This window comes from Acinetobacter sp. TGL-Y2 (assembly GCF_001612555.1).
Taxonomy (GTDB): Bacteria; Pseudomonadota; Gammaproteobacteria; order Pseudomonadales; family Moraxellaceae; genus Acinetobacter.
In genome coordinates this window covers 314,300-329,385 of record NZ_CP015110.1, presented here as the reverse complement: position 1 = coordinate 329,385, position 15,086 = coordinate 314,300, and the positions used below count along the sequence as shown (strand labels likewise).

General features: G+C 42.4%; 15 protein-coding genes. 7 read left to right on the top strand and 8 right to left on the bottom strand.

The window, feature by feature from the left end:
- Positions 1-7: 7 nt before the first annotated feature.
- A complete protein-coding gene (gene tpiA, locus AMD27_RS01465) occupies positions 8-799 on the bottom strand; it encodes a triose-phosphate isomerase (RefSeq protein WP_067655379.1) in 792 nt (263 codons plus the stop codon).
- Between the two features lie 264 nt (positions 800-1,063).
- Between tpiA and pilB the strand changes: the two genes are divergently transcribed.
- Genes pilB through coaE form a run of 4 tightly spaced genes read left to right on the top strand, consistent with a single transcriptional unit; the run spans position 1,064 to position 5,521 of the window.
- Complete coding sequence (gene pilB, locus AMD27_RS01460; protein ID WP_067655376.1) at positions 1,064-2,773, top strand: type IV-A pilus assembly ATPase PilB; 1,710 nt, start codon at positions 1,064-1,066, stop codon at positions 2,771-2,773.
- A gap of 25 nt (positions 2,774-2,798) precedes the next feature.
- Positions 2,799-4,025 (top strand): type II secretion system F family protein, encoded by a 1,227-nt coding sequence (locus AMD27_RS01455; protein ID WP_067655373.1) that lies wholly within the window; start codon positions 2,799-2,801, stop codon positions 4,023-4,025.
- Positions 4,025-4,885 carry a prepilin peptidase gene (locus AMD27_RS01450; protein ID WP_067655370.1) on the top strand — a complete coding sequence of 287 codons (861 nt, stop codon included), beginning with the start codon at positions 4,025-4,027 and terminating at the stop codon, positions 4,883-4,885. The genes AMD27_RS01455 and AMD27_RS01450 overlap by 1 nt, the downstream gene beginning before the upstream one ends.
- Positions 4,886-4,909: 24 nt before the next feature.
- The gene (gene coaE / locus AMD27_RS01445; protein ID WP_067655367.1) at positions 4,910-5,521 is read left to right on the top strand and encodes a dephospho-CoA kinase; all 612 of its coding nucleotides are present in this window, start codon (positions 4,910-4,912) and stop codon (positions 5,519-5,521) included.
- Here coaE and AMD27_RS01440 read toward each other — a convergent pair.
- From AMD27_RS01440 to AMD27_RS01425, 4 genes are all read right to left on the bottom strand, one after another.
- Positions 5,518-6,441, bottom strand: coding sequence for a DMT family transporter (locus AMD27_RS01440; protein WP_067655364.1), 924 nt, complete (start codon positions 6,439-6,441; stop codon positions 5,518-5,520). The genes coaE and AMD27_RS01440 overlap by 4 nt on opposite strands.
- A gap of 70 nt (positions 6,442-6,511) precedes the next feature.
- Positions 6,512-7,261 carry a 23S rRNA (guanosine(2251)-2'-O)-methyltransferase RlmB gene (rlmB, locus tag AMD27_RS01435; RefSeq protein ID WP_067655362.1) on the bottom strand — a complete coding sequence of 250 codons (750 nt, stop codon included), beginning with the start codon at positions 7,259-7,261 and terminating at the stop codon, positions 6,512-6,514.
- A 142-nt stretch (positions 7,262-7,403) separates the two neighbouring features.
- Positions 7,404-7,727: a pyrimidine/purine nucleoside phosphorylase gene (locus AMD27_RS01430; protein ID WP_067655359.1), complete on the bottom strand. Its 324-nt coding sequence runs from the start codon at positions 7,725-7,727 to the stop codon at positions 7,404-7,406.
- 70 nt (positions 7,728-7,797) lie between these two features.
- Positions 7,798-7,986 (bottom strand): hypothetical protein, encoded by a 189-nt coding sequence (locus tag AMD27_RS01425; protein WP_067655357.1) that lies wholly within the window; start codon positions 7,984-7,986, stop codon positions 7,798-7,800.
- A 514-nt stretch (positions 7,987-8,500) separates the two neighbouring features.
- On the opposite strand from AMD27_RS01425, the gene recN reads away from it, so the two are divergent.
- From recN to ruvX, 3 genes are all read left to right on the top strand, one after another.
- Positions 8,501-10,171, top strand: a complete 1,671-nt coding sequence (gene recN / locus AMD27_RS01420) for a DNA repair protein RecN (protein WP_067655354.1) — start codon at positions 8,501-8,503, stop codon at positions 10,169-10,171.
- Between the two features lie 278 nt (positions 10,172-10,449).
- Complete coding sequence (locus tag AMD27_RS01415) at positions 10,450-11,004, top strand: YqgE/AlgH family protein (RefSeq protein ID WP_067655351.1); 555 nt, start codon at positions 10,450-10,452, stop codon at positions 11,002-11,004.
- Entirely contained in the window at positions 10,997-11,440 is a 444-nt protein-coding gene (gene ruvX / locus AMD27_RS01410) for a Holliday junction resolvase RuvX (protein WP_067655348.1), read from the top strand. Before AMD27_RS01415 ends, ruvX begins: the two co-directional genes overlap by 8 nt.
- A 65-nt stretch (positions 11,441-11,505) precedes the next feature.
- Here ruvX and AMD27_RS01405 read toward each other — a convergent pair whose 3' ends face one another.
- The 3 genes from AMD27_RS01405 to AMD27_RS01395 are packed head-to-tail and all read right to left on the bottom strand — an operon-like array spanning position 11,506 to position 14,845.
- Positions 11,506-12,507, bottom strand: a complete 1,002-nt coding sequence (locus AMD27_RS01405; RefSeq protein WP_067655345.1) for an HlyD family secretion protein — start codon at positions 12,505-12,507, stop codon at positions 11,506-11,508.
- 36 nt (positions 12,508-12,543) lie between these two features.
- Positions 12,544-12,744: a DUF1656 domain-containing protein gene (locus AMD27_RS01400; RefSeq protein ID WP_067655342.1), complete on the bottom strand. Its 201-nt coding sequence runs from the start codon at positions 12,742-12,744 to the stop codon at positions 12,544-12,546.
- A complete protein-coding gene (locus tag AMD27_RS01395; protein WP_067655339.1) occupies positions 12,737-14,845 on the bottom strand; it encodes an FUSC family protein in 2,109 nt (702 codons plus the stop codon). The genes AMD27_RS01400 and AMD27_RS01395 overlap by 8 nt, the downstream gene beginning before the upstream one ends.
- Positions 14,846-15,086 lie beyond the last annotated feature (241 nt).

Here is a 15,086-nt window from a genome sequence, read left to right as displayed (position 1 = left end):
CTCCTAATTATTTTGATTGAGCAAATGCATGAGCAATTTGATAAAAAGACTCTGCATTCAAAGATGCGCCGCCAACCAGCGCACCATTAATATCTGGACAAGCCGCTAACTCTACGGCATTTTCAGCTTTTACACTACCACCATAAAGAAGCGCGATGCTTGGACCTTGCGGGGTAATCTGGGTTAAGCCTTCACGAATTTTAGCATGCATCGCTTGAGCATCTTCTGGTGATGCGGTTTTACCTGTGCCAATGGCCCAAATCGGCTCATAGGCAATGGTGATATTTGCCCACTGCTCTGCCTCTACCACAGCACTGATATCACAAATTTGTTGTAGCACCACTTGTTCAGCCTGCCCAGCTTCGCGCTGCACTAAGCTTTCACCGACACAGTAAATAATATGTAAACCTGCAGCCAATGCATGTTTCACTTTTTCAGCCACTACAGATGCTGTATCTGCAAAAATTTCACGGCGTTCAGAGTGACCAATCAGTACATAGGTGATCTGGCTATCTTTGAGCAGATCCGCACTGACTTCACCTGTATACGCGCCTGTTCCTGCAATACGAGAAACGTCTTGCGCAACAGTAATCACATCTATTGCTGCATTTGCAAGTTCCGCTTGTACAGACGAAAGAGCTATAGAAGGTGGAGCAACACCAATACGGCATTGACCTTCTAAGATATCGCCCTGTTGTAATTGCTGTTTTAAATCTTGAATTAATTGTTGAGCGTTAGCCTGCATTGGGTTCATCTTCCAATTGCCTACAACCCACGGAGTAATTGTCGAACCCGACATAGATCTAACCTTCTCTCTAAAATGCGCACATTCTACACGGATTTTTTTAAATTAACGTATATTTTCATATTCAAGCGTTTGACCGAAGCGATATCTGCTAAAAAACAAACAATGACCGATTCCTCACTAATTCCTTAAACTGACCGTGATTCATGGTTTTTTAGATGAATCACTTGATATTATTTGTTTTAAGTATAGAAATTTTCAGTCAAAAACGTATAATTTTCGTATTCAAATTATAAAATAATTTAGGGCGCATTGGGGATGACTTTAGAGCAAAGTGTACCAAAATTTTCGGGGTTTAATCGTCGCTTGGTCGACGAAGGTGTTTTGACTGCCCAACAAATGCAAACTGCTTTGGATAGTTCTAAGAAAAATAAACAAAAACTTATTCCGTATCTCATTGAACATCTTAATATTAAACCACTTAAAATTGCTGAATTGGTGGCGCAAGAGTTTGGTGAACCTTTATTTGACCTAGATTCATTCAATCCTGAGTTATTGCCTAAAGACATTACTGATGCCAATTTAATCAATAAGCATTTGGTTGTGCCTATTTTTCAACGTGGCAGCTCACTGTTCGTTGCGACCAGCGACCCGACCAACATGGAAGCGCTGGATGCGATTCGCTTCAACACCAAACTTAATATTTCGTCCGTAATTGTTGAACATCACAAATTAGAAAAATTTATTGAGAAAAATTTTGCCGAAGCAGATGACTTTAATTTTGGTGATGAAGACCTAGACGTTGATGTCATCGACACAGATAACTCCAAGACTGAAGATGATAATGAGCCTTCTGGTGATGACTCTCCGATTGTAAAATACATCAATAAGTTGTTGGTCGATGCGATTCGCATGGGTGCATCAGATTTACACTTTGAACCTTATGAAAAGTCCTATCGGGTTCGTTATCGTGTCGATGGCGTTTTACGTCATATTGCCAATCCTCCCTTACAACTGGCGAACCGCTTAGCCTCACGTTTAAAAGTCATGTCACAAATGGACATTTCTGAAAAGCGCGTACCCCAAGATGGTCGTATTAAGCTTAAGCTGTCCAAAACCAAAGCCATTGATTTCCGTGTGAACGCCCTACCTACTCTGTTTGGTGAAAAACTGGTTTTACGTATCCTAGACGCATCCAGTGCCATGCTGGGTATTGATGCGCTGGGGTATGAGCCTGCTCAAAAAGCCCTGTTTATGGATGCTTTAGAGAAACCACAAGGCATGCTACTGATTACAGGTCCGACAGGTTCAGGTAAAACCGTATCGCTTTATACCGGTCTCAATATTTTAAATACAGAAACGGCTAACATTTCAACCGCCGAAGACCCAGTCGAAATTAACTTGGAAGGGATTAATCAGGTTAACGTTAACACCAAAGTGGGGCTAACCTTCTCTGCTGCATTGAAGTCTTTTTTACGTCAAGATCCAGACATTATTATGGTCGGTGAGATTCGAGACCTAGAGACCGCTGAAATTGCCATTAAAGCGGCGCAAACCGGTCATATGGTGATGTCAACACTGCATACCAACAGTGCACCAGAAACATTGACCCGTTTACGTAATATGGGCGTACCTTCTTTTAATATCGCAACCTCCGTCAATTTGGTGATTGCACAGCGTTTAGCACGTCGCCTATGTCATCACTGTAAAGCACCCGTAGATATTCCCAAACAAAGCTTATTTGAAATGGGTTTTACTGAAGTAGATTTAGCCGATCCTGATTTACAAATTTACAAGCCGGTGGGCTGTACAGAATGCCGTGACGGCTATAAAGGTCGTATCGGAATTTACGAAGTCATGAAAGTGACCCCTGAAATTTCTAAGATTATTATGGAAGATGGCAATGCACTTGAAATTGCAGCAGCCTCTGAAAAATCGGGGTTTAATAATTTAAGACGTTCTGGATTAATGAAAGTCATCAGTGGCTTAACTTCATTACAAGAAGTGAACCGCGTGACCAGTGAATAATTAAAAATATTACAAGGAACACAGTATGGCGGTCAAAAAAGCGCAAATGATGCCAACATTTGCATATGATGGGGTTGATCGAAAAGGCACAAAAGTTAAAGGGGAGCTGCCTGCACGTAATATGCAGTTGGCAAAGGTCACTTTGCGTAAGCAAGGCATCACCATCAAATCCATTCGAGAAAAACGTAAAAATATTCTCGAAGGTTTAATGAAGAAAAAAGTTTCGACTTTAGATATCACGATTTTCACCCGCCAGTTGGCGACCATGATGAAAGCAGGTGTGCCTTTGGTGCAAAGCTTTGAAATTGTGGCTGAAGGTTTAGATAACCCTAGCATGCGTGAAGTCGTCTTGGGGATTAAAGGTGAAGTCGAAGGGGGGAATACTTTCGCAGGTGCCTTGAAAAAATATCCACAGCATTTTGACCAATTGTTTTGCTCGCTGGTTGAGTCCGGCGAGCAGTCAGGTGCACTTGAGACCATGCTGGACCGCGTGGCCATCTATAAAGAAAAAAGTGAGCTGTTAAAACAAAAAATTAAGAAAGCCATGAAATATCCAATGGCTGTCATTGTGGTCGCTTTGATTGTGACCGTTATTTTGATGGTCAAAGTGGTGCCTGTGTTTTCGGAAATGTTCGCCTCTTTCGGCGCAGAACTTCCCGCTTTCACCCAAATGGTGGTGGGTATGTCCAATTGGACACAAAAATACTGGTTTGTTTTACTGATTGTGATTATTGCGGTGATTTTCGCTTTTTTAGAAGCCAAAAAACGCAGTAAAAAATTCCGTGACACTTTGGATAAAATGGCACTCAAAGCACCTATTTTTGGGGATTTGGTTTATAAAGCGATTATTGCTCGTTATAGCCGCACATTGTCGACCACCTTTGCAGCAGGTGTACCGCTGATCGATGCATTGCAATCCACTGCTGGTGCAACCAACAACGTGGTCTATGAAGAAGCCGTGATGCGTATTCGAGACGATGTCTCTACTGGTCAGCAGCTTCAATTTGCTATGCGTGCCACCAACCTATTTCCTTCTATGGCGATACAAATGGTGGCGATTGGTGAAGAGTCAGGTGCACTCGATGCCATGCTAGATAAAGTCGCAACCCACTTTGAAAATGAAGTCGACAATGCCGTAGATGGCTTAACCTCCATGATGGAGCCTTTAATTATGGCTGTGCTTGGGGTACTCGTCGGTGGCTTGGTGATTGCCATGTACCTTCCTATTTTCCAGATGGGCTCCGTGGTTTAATGAACGAATTTATTGTATATCTGATTCAAAACCCTCTCGCGCTGTATCTCACGATCGGGATTCTGAGTTTATGTGTGGGGAGTTTTCTCAATGTGGTGATCTATCGCACACCTAAAATGATGGAGCAAGAGTGGCATCAAGAATGCCAAATGCTGCTTCATCCTGAACAACCGATCATTGATGAAAGTAAGCTAAGTCTGAGCAAGCCGGCATCGACCTGCCCAAAATGCAAAACTCCCATTCGTTGGTACCAAAATATTCCGGTGGTGAGCTGGCTGGTGCTCCGTGGAAAATGTGGCGCATGCCAAAATCCGATTAGTATGCGCTACCCCTTGATTGAACTCTTGACGACCATCTGCTCACTCACTGTAGTGGCTGTCTATGGTCCTACCATTCAAATGCTGTTTGGCTTGGTCTTAACTTGGGTACTGATTGCACTAACCTTTATCGACTTTGATACACAGCTGTTGCCTGACCGTTATACCTTAACCTTGGCTGCTTTGGGCTTAGGCGTGAACAGTTACGCGATTTATACCTCACCCACATCTGCAATTTGGGGTTATCTCATCGGTTTCTTATGTCTTTGGATTGTCTACTATTTATTTAAAGTGGTCACAGGCAAAGAAGGTATGGGTTATGGAGACTTTAAGCTGTTAGCCGCCTTAGGCGCTTGGATGGGCCCTTTTCTGTTGCCTTTAATTGTTTTACTCTCATCATTGGTCGGTGCCATTATCGGCATCATTCTCCTCAAAATCAAAAAGCAAAATCAACCCTTCGCCTTTGGTCCTTATATTGCCATTGCGGGTTGGATTGCTTTTTTATGGGGAGAGCAAATCATGAAAATTTATTTGGGTGGATAATACATCCATCTTTTAGGAAGGCAGATGTCGTTTATTTTGGGTTTAACAGGGGGAATTGGCAGCGGCAAATCGGCTGCAAGTCAATGGTTTGAAACTCAAGGGATTACGGTCGTAGATGCCGACATAGTCGCTCGTGAAGTCGTCGCAAAAGGTCAACCTGCATTGGAACAAATCCAACAGCAGTTTGGCGATTGGGTGCTGTTAGACAATGGCGAGTTAAATCGCACTGCATTACGTGAATATATTTTCAAAGAAGCCTCAGCACGTCAGCAACTTGAAGCGATTACCCACCCTGCAATTCGACAGTCCATCATTCAACAATTAACGGCAGCCAGCAGTGCCTATGTGATTTTGGTCTCGCCTTTATTGTTTGAAACCAATCAGCATCAACTCACCGATCGAAGCTTATTAATTGATGCGCCGATTGAACATCAAATTGCACGTGCCAGCCAGCGTGATGGTCAGTCTATTCAACAGATCGAAAAAATCATTCAGGTTCAAATGTCGCGTGAAAAAAAGCTCACTCTTGCCCATGATGTGGTGTTAAATGATGGTGACCTGAATCACCTCTACGCCCAACTTGAAATATTACATCAAAACTATTTAAAGCTGAGCCATAAAAACAAGCCGTCTTAATTCGACGGCTTGTTTTGTTCATTGAGTTTTTGCTGCAAACTGTCTGTTCTCAACCAGCGCCACGGTTGTAATGCCCCAATGCCCATACCGATTAAGCCACATACAATCGCCAGACTTAAGGGTTCACCGAGTAGCGGCACGGCAATAATCGCCGCAATAAAAGGTGCCAAAGTCACGATACTTCCAGCTTTAAAAGCACCTAAACGTTTAATCGCTTCGATATAGGTCAAGGTGGCAATAATCACCACAAAAATCCCATGAAAAATGGTCTGAATGATTAAATGCTCCAGCTGCGGCTGAGCCAAATGTTTCGGAATAAATAGCAGATAAATCGGGATATATACCAGCGCCGACCAAATCGCGACCCCAGACATGGCATGCCAAGCAGAAATCTTCCACTGCTTTAGCAGGACTGTAAAAATACCCCACCAAATCGCACTGATGAAAAACAACAGATCGCCCAGACTAAAAGCAACGCCAGTGGCTTGATACATCAAAAATGACATTACTAGAATTGAGCACAGCATGATGCTTAAGCTTGCCCAGGTATGACCATCAAAAGGTTGCTTGAAAAACACAAAAGCGGCAACAGCGGTGGCAAGTGGAATACAGCCATTTAAAAAAATAGCCGCATGTGCCGCAGGAACAAATTGAAAAGCGCTATAACAGGTGAGGCAGTACGCCACCCCGCCGATCATCGCTAAAATAAAGGGTTCTTTTTTGAATAAAAATGCAGTGTCTTTTTTATAAATCAAAATCGGCATAAGAATGATAAATGCCAACATAAAACGCAGTGCAGTAATATCCCAAGCACTAATATGCCACAGCGCACTCAAACGAGAGCTAATAGTGAACCCACCCCAAATACACATTGTAATCGCTACAAATGCATAACCTTGATAACGGGTGGGCAGTACCATGTGAACTCTCTTTGGGCGAGCGTAAAGCGATGTGAAATTTGCTGACCATCACATCGCTAAACGACTCGGATTATTTTGCTTGACGCTGACGACATGCTTCATACAGCGCCATACCCGTTGCGACACTGACGTTTAAGCTTTGTAAATTTCCAGACATTGGAATAAATACTTTTTGATCACATTGCGATTGAGTAATTGGGCGTAAACCTGTGTCTTCAGCACCCATAATAAGGGCGATTGGACCCGTTAAATCACATTCATGAATGGGTAATGCTTGTTCATCCAACATCGTACCAATCACGCGAACATTAAATTCGTCTTTAATGTTATTCAAGGTACGTGCCAAATTGGTCACTTGAATAAATTTAACTTTTTCAGCACCACCCGCCGCCACTTTACGTGCTGTTGGGGTTAAGCCTACGGCGCGGTCACGCGGAACAATGACAGCATCAACACCCATAGCCGCCGCAGTACGAATACATGCACCGAGGTTATGCGGATCTGTAATTTGATCGAGCGCCAGTAACATCACATTCGGATTGGCTTGAATAAGCTCATTTAAATCATTTTCATTTAAAATGGGATGTGGACGAACCGCTGCCACCACACCTTGATGAAAAGGCTGACCCGCCAATTTTTCTAAACTTTCACGACTGGCTTTTTGAATGCTAACCCCGAACGGATCTGCCAATTCGAAAATACGTTTTAAGCGAACATCATCGCGGCCTTTTAAAGCAAATAAAGTCAAAACACGTTCAGGTTCTAACTCCAATAATGACTCCACAGAATGAATGCCATAATAATATTCGGGTTTAGCCATGAACGACCTCAATTGATTTGATTCAAAAATTAAAAAACAGAAAAGAAAAATCCCGCAAAGCCAACTTTACAGGATTTCATTTGAATTCTAGTTTAACTGATTTAGGTCAAAATTTCTTTGCCAAATTCAGTTCAGGCAGAGATTAGCCTTCTAAGTGGCAGACATAATCTAAAACATCATCTGTTTCAATTTTGAATTGGCTGTTGCCAGGCACATAGAAAGATTGACCTGCACGGAACAGCTCATGTTCTTCGCTATCCCCAATTTTTACACGGCATTCGCCTGAAATAATTTCCATACGTTCTGGCACATGCGTCTCAAAAGTCAGCGGCTGTTCAGTCGGCAGAATCACCCCAAGGGTCTTCTTTGTACCATCTTCAAATTGCACCGTATGGCTAATACACGCACCGCCAAAATAGACATTTGATTTTTTTAATACCGATACATGATCGAATCGTGAATTCATGCGTATTCTCCAAATAATGCGCATTTTATAAATTTTAATTGACGTAGTTTAATTGTGAAGTCACAACTAATCAATCAGTGTTTTCAGTCGGATACATAAACAATTTCCATTCTTCTGATTTGAGTTTTAGTCCATAACTGCGCGGCAACTCCAGCAAAATTTTAGCATCATGTAAAACATGTGTAGTATAGCGACAAACTGTTTGCGCATGCTCATCGACCAAAGTCCAATCGACACGATCAGCACCCAAAATACTCATCTTTGCCTAGACTTCAGATGAATCTTCATTCATCCCCACATGGAATGGTGCGAAATCTTCAAAATCCTTTGTAATGTGTAGAAGGTGGAAATGCCAAAGCGTTTGGATCCAAATTTTGACTGTCATGGATGAGTACACTTTGTGCCAAGATTGTTCAAATACAATAGCGCAAATAATCTTGATCCATTACTCGCTTAGCAGGATATCTACCTGTTGAAATATAATCTTTCATATATACTTTTAAATGCGTAAATACACCTTAAATCTGCCCCGCATACCTGCCAAAATTAGCTTTCTATGTGAATAAGAGTCATGTATGCAATGGAATCATTTGCTTCTATTTAACCATTCATCTACTGCTGCATGTTTGGTCATGGCAATTTCATTTTCATTTTCATAGTCGTTTTAAGTTAGAATTATCATCATTCATTTTACATTAGAATATTTAGTCACTTGTGACAAAAACAAAACTTCACTATCTTAGAACCACACTTCTCGCAGCTTGGATGCGTTTATGCTGACACACTTAACTCTGATCAATTTTGCCTTAGCAGATCATTTATCGATTGATATTGAACAAGGCTTCAATGTGCTCACCGGTGAAACGGGCGCAGGTAAATCGTTACTGCTCGATGCGCTTTCGGCATGCTTGGGCGAACGTACGGACACCCATTATGTCCGCTATGGATCAGATAAGGCAGATGTCACTGCGGTCTTCAGTTATCGTGAGCACAGTCCTGAAGCCGAATGGCTGAACACTCATGAACTGGCAGATGAATCGGGTGAAATTCATTTACGTCGGGTGATTTTTGCCACAGGTCGCACTAAGGCGTGGATCAATGGACGCCCGAGCAGTCTCTCGGAGCTCAAAGAAATTGGACGCTTGTTGGTACAACTGTATAGCCAACACAGCCAGCAGCAGCTATTAGAACCACCTTACCCCAAGCATTGGTTGGATCGTTACAGTAATTTTGCTGCCGACACTTTGGCGGTCAAAGACAGCTACAACGCGTGGCAAAAAAATATTCGTCAGCATCAAGCGGCGCTGGATGCACAGACCAACCGCTTACAACGCATTGAAAATTTAAATCTGCAACTTGAAGAACTCGAAGAAGTGATTCAAGTGGATTATAAAGAGATTGAACAAGAATTTGATCGCTTAAGTCATCATGAACACATCATGCAAGACTGTAGTTATGCGGTAAATGCACTGGATGAAGCCGAACAGAATATTACTCAAGAAATTTCGACCATTATTCGCCGTTTAGAAACCCATGCTGGACGTAGCGAACAGCTCTCTGGGATTTATACATCACTGATCAATGCACAAAGTGAACTCGATGATGCCAGCGCCAGTCTAAAACAGTTTATAGATCGTCAAAGTTTTGACCCTGAACGGATGGAAGAACTGAATACTCAACTCGAAGTGTTCCACCGTTTAGCGCGAAAATATCGAATTCAACCTGAGGAGCTGAAAGGGCAATTTGAGGCTTGGCAACTTGAGCTAGAACAATTGCATCAACTGGAAGACCCTGAAGCGTTGGCGGAACAGGTTGAAATTTCCCATCAACTGTTTTTAGAAAAAGCACAGCATCTCGATGATATTCGCCGTGCAGCTGCTGAGCCTTTAGCAAAGCATTTAACCGAACAGGTCAAACAGTTGGCGCTGCCTGAGGCGCATTTTGAGTTTAGATTTGATGCCTTAGAGCAACCTTCTGCTGAAGGTTTTAGCTTTATTCAACTTTTGTTTAGCGCAAATAAGGGCATACCACCTCAGCCGCTGGCTCGTGTGGCGTCAGGGGGCGAATTGTCACGTATTGCTTTGGTCATGCAAGTGATGAATGCTGAAAAAACTGAAGCAGAAGTCTTGGTCTTCGATGAAATAGACGTCGGCATCAGTGGTGGAACAGCCGAAATTGTGGGTCGCTTACTGGCAGGTCTGGGTCAACATGTACAGATTTTATGTATTACCCATCAAGCACAGGTTGCAGCGCAATCCGATCAGCATCTACTGGTGAAAAAATTACAAACTGATCCTGCCAGCAGTACCATTATTGAACTTGAAGAAGATGCGCGTATTGATGAACTAGCGCGTATGACCGGTGGTGTTGAGATTAGCGAAACCACATTACAGCACGCCAAGCAACTGCGTCAGTTGAAGTTTCAGCAGCCTTCTGGTGTATAGGTCTTCTCTTTTCTTATGTGATTTTCCATTTAGCATAGCTTTTTAGTTTAGACGGTCGGATTGCTCTAATTTAAATCACAGTGAATCAATGTATATATTAGTTCAGGTCAATAAAGTGTTTTTTCTGAAGCACGAAAAGCCTGATCAATATCTCTTTATTTTAAAAGATGCAGCTCGGTGTTCACACAAATGCGTTGTTGAATTTAATTGAGTCGAGTATGTTGATATTAAAGTACGCTGGATATCTATCTTTGAATGAAATGAGGAGAAGCCTTTAGGTGAGCAAACAATTTCTGACCCATCGTTGTCTAATTGCCCCGCCAGATTTGGCAGATGATTTCTTTGCCAATACAGTGGTGTATATCGCGCGGCACGATGAAGATGGCGCTCAAGGGATCATCATTAACCGTCCCGCAGGCATTCAAGTTAAAGAGTTGTTAAATGACTTAGACATTGAGGCAGATTTCGTGCGCCCGCATGAGGTCTTACAAGGCGGTCCACTGCGTCCAGAAGCGGGTTTTGTGATTCATACCGGTCAACCGACTTGGCACTCCTCCATTGCCATGGATGAAAACCTGTGTATTACCACCTCAAAAGATATTTTAGATGCAATTGCTCAAAATCAAGGCGTTGGACGCTATCAAATTGCTTTAGGCTATGCCAGTTGGGACAAAAACCAACTCGAAGATGAGATGTCACGCGGTGATTGGCTCATCTGCGACTCGGATATGGATTTAATTTTCAACCTACCTTATGACGATCGCTGGGATGCTGCCTATAAAAAACTGGGCATAGATCGGACTTGGTTATCTTCAGAGATTGGACATGCCTGATTTGAAACAGCCGAAGCTGATTATGGCTTTTGATTTTGGTACACAAAAAACAGGAATGGCGGTCGGCTCCTCAATCATTGAAAGCGCGACTCCTTTGGCGCTTTTCCCGATGAGAGATGGTATCCCCAATTGGGATGAACTGTTGAAAATTGTGAAGCAACACCAACCGAATCTGTTCTTGGTTGGCCTACCTTTAAATATGGATGATTCGGAATCTGAACTGTCTGCGCGCGCCCGTAAATTTGCACGGCGCTTACGTCATCAAACCAACATTGAAACATGGATGGTGGATGAGCGCTTAACCACACGTGAAGCACGGGATGAGTTAGATCACTATCAGGCACAAGGTCGCGGAAAGAACGTTTCTGCAGACAGTATTGCAGCAGCGCTGTTTATTGAAAGTTGGTATCGTCATCCACAAGGTATCCAGCCTTAAGTCGTGTTCTTTGAGTAATATAAAACATCCTTTGGGGTGTTTTTTTTTAAAGTTAAAGCTCTCTTTTAGCTGGTTCCAATATGCACTGTGGCTGTTCGACCCGCGACAAAGGCCAAATTATCATGCGGCACTTCATCTAAAATAATTTTTACCGGTACGCGCTGTGCCAAACGAACCCAACTGAATGTCGGATTAACATTGGCGAGTAACCCTGAAGTCGAACTACGCTCACGATCTTCAATACCAGTTGCAATACCTTGCACATGACCTTTGATTTTTTCAGAGTCGCCCATTAACTGAATTGTCGCTTGATCTCCGACATGAATTTTATTGAGTTTTGTTTCTTCAAAATATCCCACCACATAGAGTGCTTTACGGTCGACCAAAGCGGCGACAGGCTGTCCAACTTGAATATAGTTGCCTGCCTTCAATTCAAAATTTGACATGGTGCCATCTGCTGGAGCAACAACTGCCGAGCGCTTTAGATTCAACTGAGCTAAATTGACATGGCTTTGGGCCACCTCGATGAGCGCTTTTTGTTGAATAATATTTGCTTTGGCCTGCTCGATGACGGCTTCTAACTGTGTATGTTCAGCATGGGATTGATCACGGATCGCAAACATTTGGTCTTGTTCTTGTTTCGAAATTGCGCCATCCATCAAGCTAGCGTATCGACTGGCATTTTTATCCGCGAGTACAATATTGGCCTGAGATTTCACAATATTGGCTTTAGACTGCGCCATTTCAGCTTCTGCTTTCGCAAGCCCTGCTTTTGCATTGGCCAGATCAGATTTCGCCTGCTCCAATTCTACTGCTTGGCGGGCAACATCAATATTAAACAACACTTGCCCTTTGGTGACAGATTGATTATCCTCGACCAAAACCTCAGTAATTAAACCCGAAACGTCGGACGAAACCTCGATAACATCTGCACGTACACGCCCATCTCGTGTCCAGGGTTCCGCGTTATAGTAATTCCAAATATGACGAATAACCAAAACTGCAACTAATGCCATCACCGCCATGATGATTGGGCGCATATATGTTCTTAAACCGATGAGTGTCATTATCTGTTTCCTTCAATCATTTTAATCTTCAACCCATTAAGACAATAAAAAAGCCCAATGTACGCCGCCCAGTAACACCACATATAAACAGAGATAAAAAATGCTCGGTAAAGCAATCCAGCCTTTTTCAATCCAAATGTCTTCCCATCTTCTGATGATCATTAAGATCACGTAAGCCAGCACTGCTTGAATGAGCAGCATAGGGACATAGACCCCATAAATATTGAGTTCACCCATGAACGTGACTTACCTCTTGTGGCAATGTGAGAGGAGGACTCACATGACATAAACTACTTAGAATATTATTAAGTGAAATCTGTAACCGTTCCAAAACCTCATCATGGCTCAACGCCTTAGACTGCAGGTGTAGATGTTCAATCTTACTCACAATCTTAAAATGAGCTATTTGAGTATCTTGAGCCATTTCTTTAGCACGAAAATAATCATCAAAATGCTGCTGAAGTTCCACCATATTACGTTTTAAACTATCGTATTCTTGGAGCTGATTGAATAATTCTTGAAGCCGAGCTAAATCAATTACAGCGCTAGATTCCACTAATGCCAGATTGATCTTTTTCTTGAGTTCATTTGACTGAACCATCTTGGTATTGAGCACCCCAATCCGATCAAACATGCTTCGTAGATGCGTTCTAAATTGGACACCATAAGGCATATACAGTGCTTGACGTATCGCTTGATAATGTAAAGATAAAGTACGTTGCACCGTGATTTCAGGCGACATGGCTCGGACCAAATGAATGATATAAACAGAAATAATCGGACCTAATACTGTACCAATTGAAGCATCAAAGAAAAATGTCTGATCCAAGCTATAGCGATTTTGCAAGCTAAGCCCCATGACAGTGCCCATCAATAACGGCAACCCCACCCCAATCAACGGCGGATGTAAATAAAGCATCAGACAAAACATGATAAAAGGCGCGAGCACCAAAACTAATTGCCAAAATTCAGTAATATTGGGGAAAATACCATATGCGTAAATAAAGACCGCAATGGCGGCATACAGATTACCGCGAATGAACATTTTTAATGCAGGAACAGGGTTATCCATAGCGGTGAGAATACAGGCACTAATCGCAGCCATTTCAGCCATCATAAAACCAGCTTTCCAGCCACTTAAAATCCAAAAACCCGTCGCTACTATAATAATTAGAAACGCTGAAATCCCCCCCCGTACAGCCATGCCTTGGTCACGGTGTAAATGAGGATAATGCGTCGACATCGGTGATACTGACTCTGGAAGTGTGACATCACCCTTTTGAATACGTTGCCAAATCAATTCAATGGCTCGCATATTCTGAATAAAATGCCGAAGATCCATCTTCAAACTTCCCAATATAACCTGCTGACTATAGGGTGAAGCTTGGGTCATTTCTTCAAAATCAAGTTCAAACTGAGCGGGCAAATGATTCAATTCATGCGCCGAAATCACCTGATGATCTTGCAAAAATTCGGCAATATATTCATGCAAAATTGATATTTTATGACGATAGACTTGATCAATACGATCAAGTTGTTTAATCCGTTCAGACATGGCCACCAGATTACTGACCAACATGGTCATCTGATTGAGCATTTCTTGAAGCGGTTTGGTCATACCGCGCAAAGTCGACTTTTCGTAACTTAAATGCACGGCCATCACATGGATATCTGAAAGATCTCGCGCAAGGCTTCCTAAAGCATCAATGTAGTGTCCATCATTATTGTTATTGTTTAAAAGGCTTTGATTATTTGAAAGAATATGCTCAAAAATTTGATGGGTATCTTGAAAAGTCTGATCAATTTTAGTTTTGACCGTAGGCCCAATATGCATGGGGAAAATGGTGGTGGTCACAATTGCACTGCAAACAACACCCAATGTGATTTCAAGAAAGCGTCCGATTGCCATATCAAACAGTGATCCAGTATCAATGGAATAAACGAAATTGTAACAAATGATCACGGTAGTATAGCCTGCGAGCATAGAAACATAACTACGCGGCGTACGGTCAAGCAGAGATAAATACAAGCAACCGCCGACCCAGCTGGCCAAAAACAGAGTGAAAAGTAAAGGCGTGTTAATTAAAAGCGGCGTCACCACAATGGAGACGATCGCACCCAGCAATGTCCCTAAAATGCGATATATACTTTTAGATGACATCATTCCTGAATAAGGATTGGCAATCACAAATACCGTACCAATGGCCCATATCGGATAGGGCAAATCGAGTTGAAACGCCACATACAGTGCCAACATACCTGCAACAAAGGTTTTGGTCGCAAAAATCCAGTCCAATCGGGTCGGACGAAATGCGAGCAATTGTTGGGTTAACAGCATGTCTTGATCTCAATGTGCGGGATGGCTTGTTAAAATATCGATTACGTGTGAATGCTTGATACACCCACTCACTCAGATGATTGGGTTTTATAGCTTTACATTCCCATGCTTTAGCTCGGTGCCCCACCCTAAATGCATAAAAAAATCACGACATAGACGTCATGAAATGAAATATCTGGCTAAAAATAGCAGATTAAAAATTCATCATTCGATATTTGTTTAAGCTATTTTTTCAAAAAAA

Excerpts from the sequence above, each read along its gene's own strand:
- AMD27_RS01455 (WP_067655373.1), top strand. The coding sequence starts at position 2,799 with ATGGCGGTCAAAAAAGCGCAAATGATGCCAACATTTGCATATGATGGG.
- recN (WP_067655354.1), top strand. The coding sequence starts at position 8,501 with ATGCTGACACACTTAACTCTGATCAATTTTGCCTTAGCAGATCATTTA.
- tpiA (WP_067655379.1), bottom strand. The coding sequence starts at position 799 with ATGTCGGGTTCGACAATTACTCCGTGGGTTGTAGGCAATTGGAAGATG.
- rlmB (WP_067655362.1), bottom strand. The coding sequence starts at position 7,261 with ATGGCTAAACCCGAATATTATTATGGCATTCATTCTGTGGAGTCATTA.
- AMD27_RS01450 (WP_067655370.1), top strand. The coding sequence starts at position 4,025 with ATGAACGAATTTATTGTATATCTGATTCAAAACCCTCTCGCGCTGTAT.
- AMD27_RS01395 (WP_067655339.1), bottom strand. The coding sequence starts at position 14,845 with ATGCTGTTAACCCAACAATTGCTCGCATTTCGTCCGACCCGATTGGAC.
- AMD27_RS01405 (WP_067655345.1), bottom strand. The coding sequence starts at position 12,507 with ATGACACTCATCGGTTTAAGAACATATATGCGCCCAATCATCATGGCG.
- AMD27_RS01430 (WP_067655359.1), bottom strand. The coding sequence starts at position 7,727 with ATGAATTCACGATTCGATCATGTATCGGTATTAAAAAAATCAAATGTC.
- coaE (WP_067655367.1), top strand. The coding sequence starts at position 4,910 with ATGTCGTTTATTTTGGGTTTAACAGGGGGAATTGGCAGCGGCAAATCG.
- AMD27_RS01400 (WP_067655342.1), bottom strand. The coding sequence starts at position 12,744 with ATGGGTGAACTCAATATTTATGGGGTCTATGTCCCTATGCTGCTCATT.
- AMD27_RS01425 (WP_067655357.1), bottom strand. The coding sequence starts at position 7,986 with ATGAGTATTTTGGGTGCTGATCGTGTCGATTGGACTTTGGTCGATGAG.
- AMD27_RS01440 (WP_067655364.1), bottom strand. The coding sequence starts at position 6,441 with ATGGTACTGCCCACCCGTTATCAAGGTTATGCATTTGTAGCGATTACA.
- ruvX (WP_067655348.1), top strand. The coding sequence starts at position 10,997 with ATGCCTGATTTGAAACAGCCGAAGCTGATTATGGCTTTTGATTTTGGT.
- pilB (WP_067655376.1), top strand. The coding sequence starts at position 1,064 with ATGACTTTAGAGCAAAGTGTACCAAAATTTTCGGGGTTTAATCGTCGC.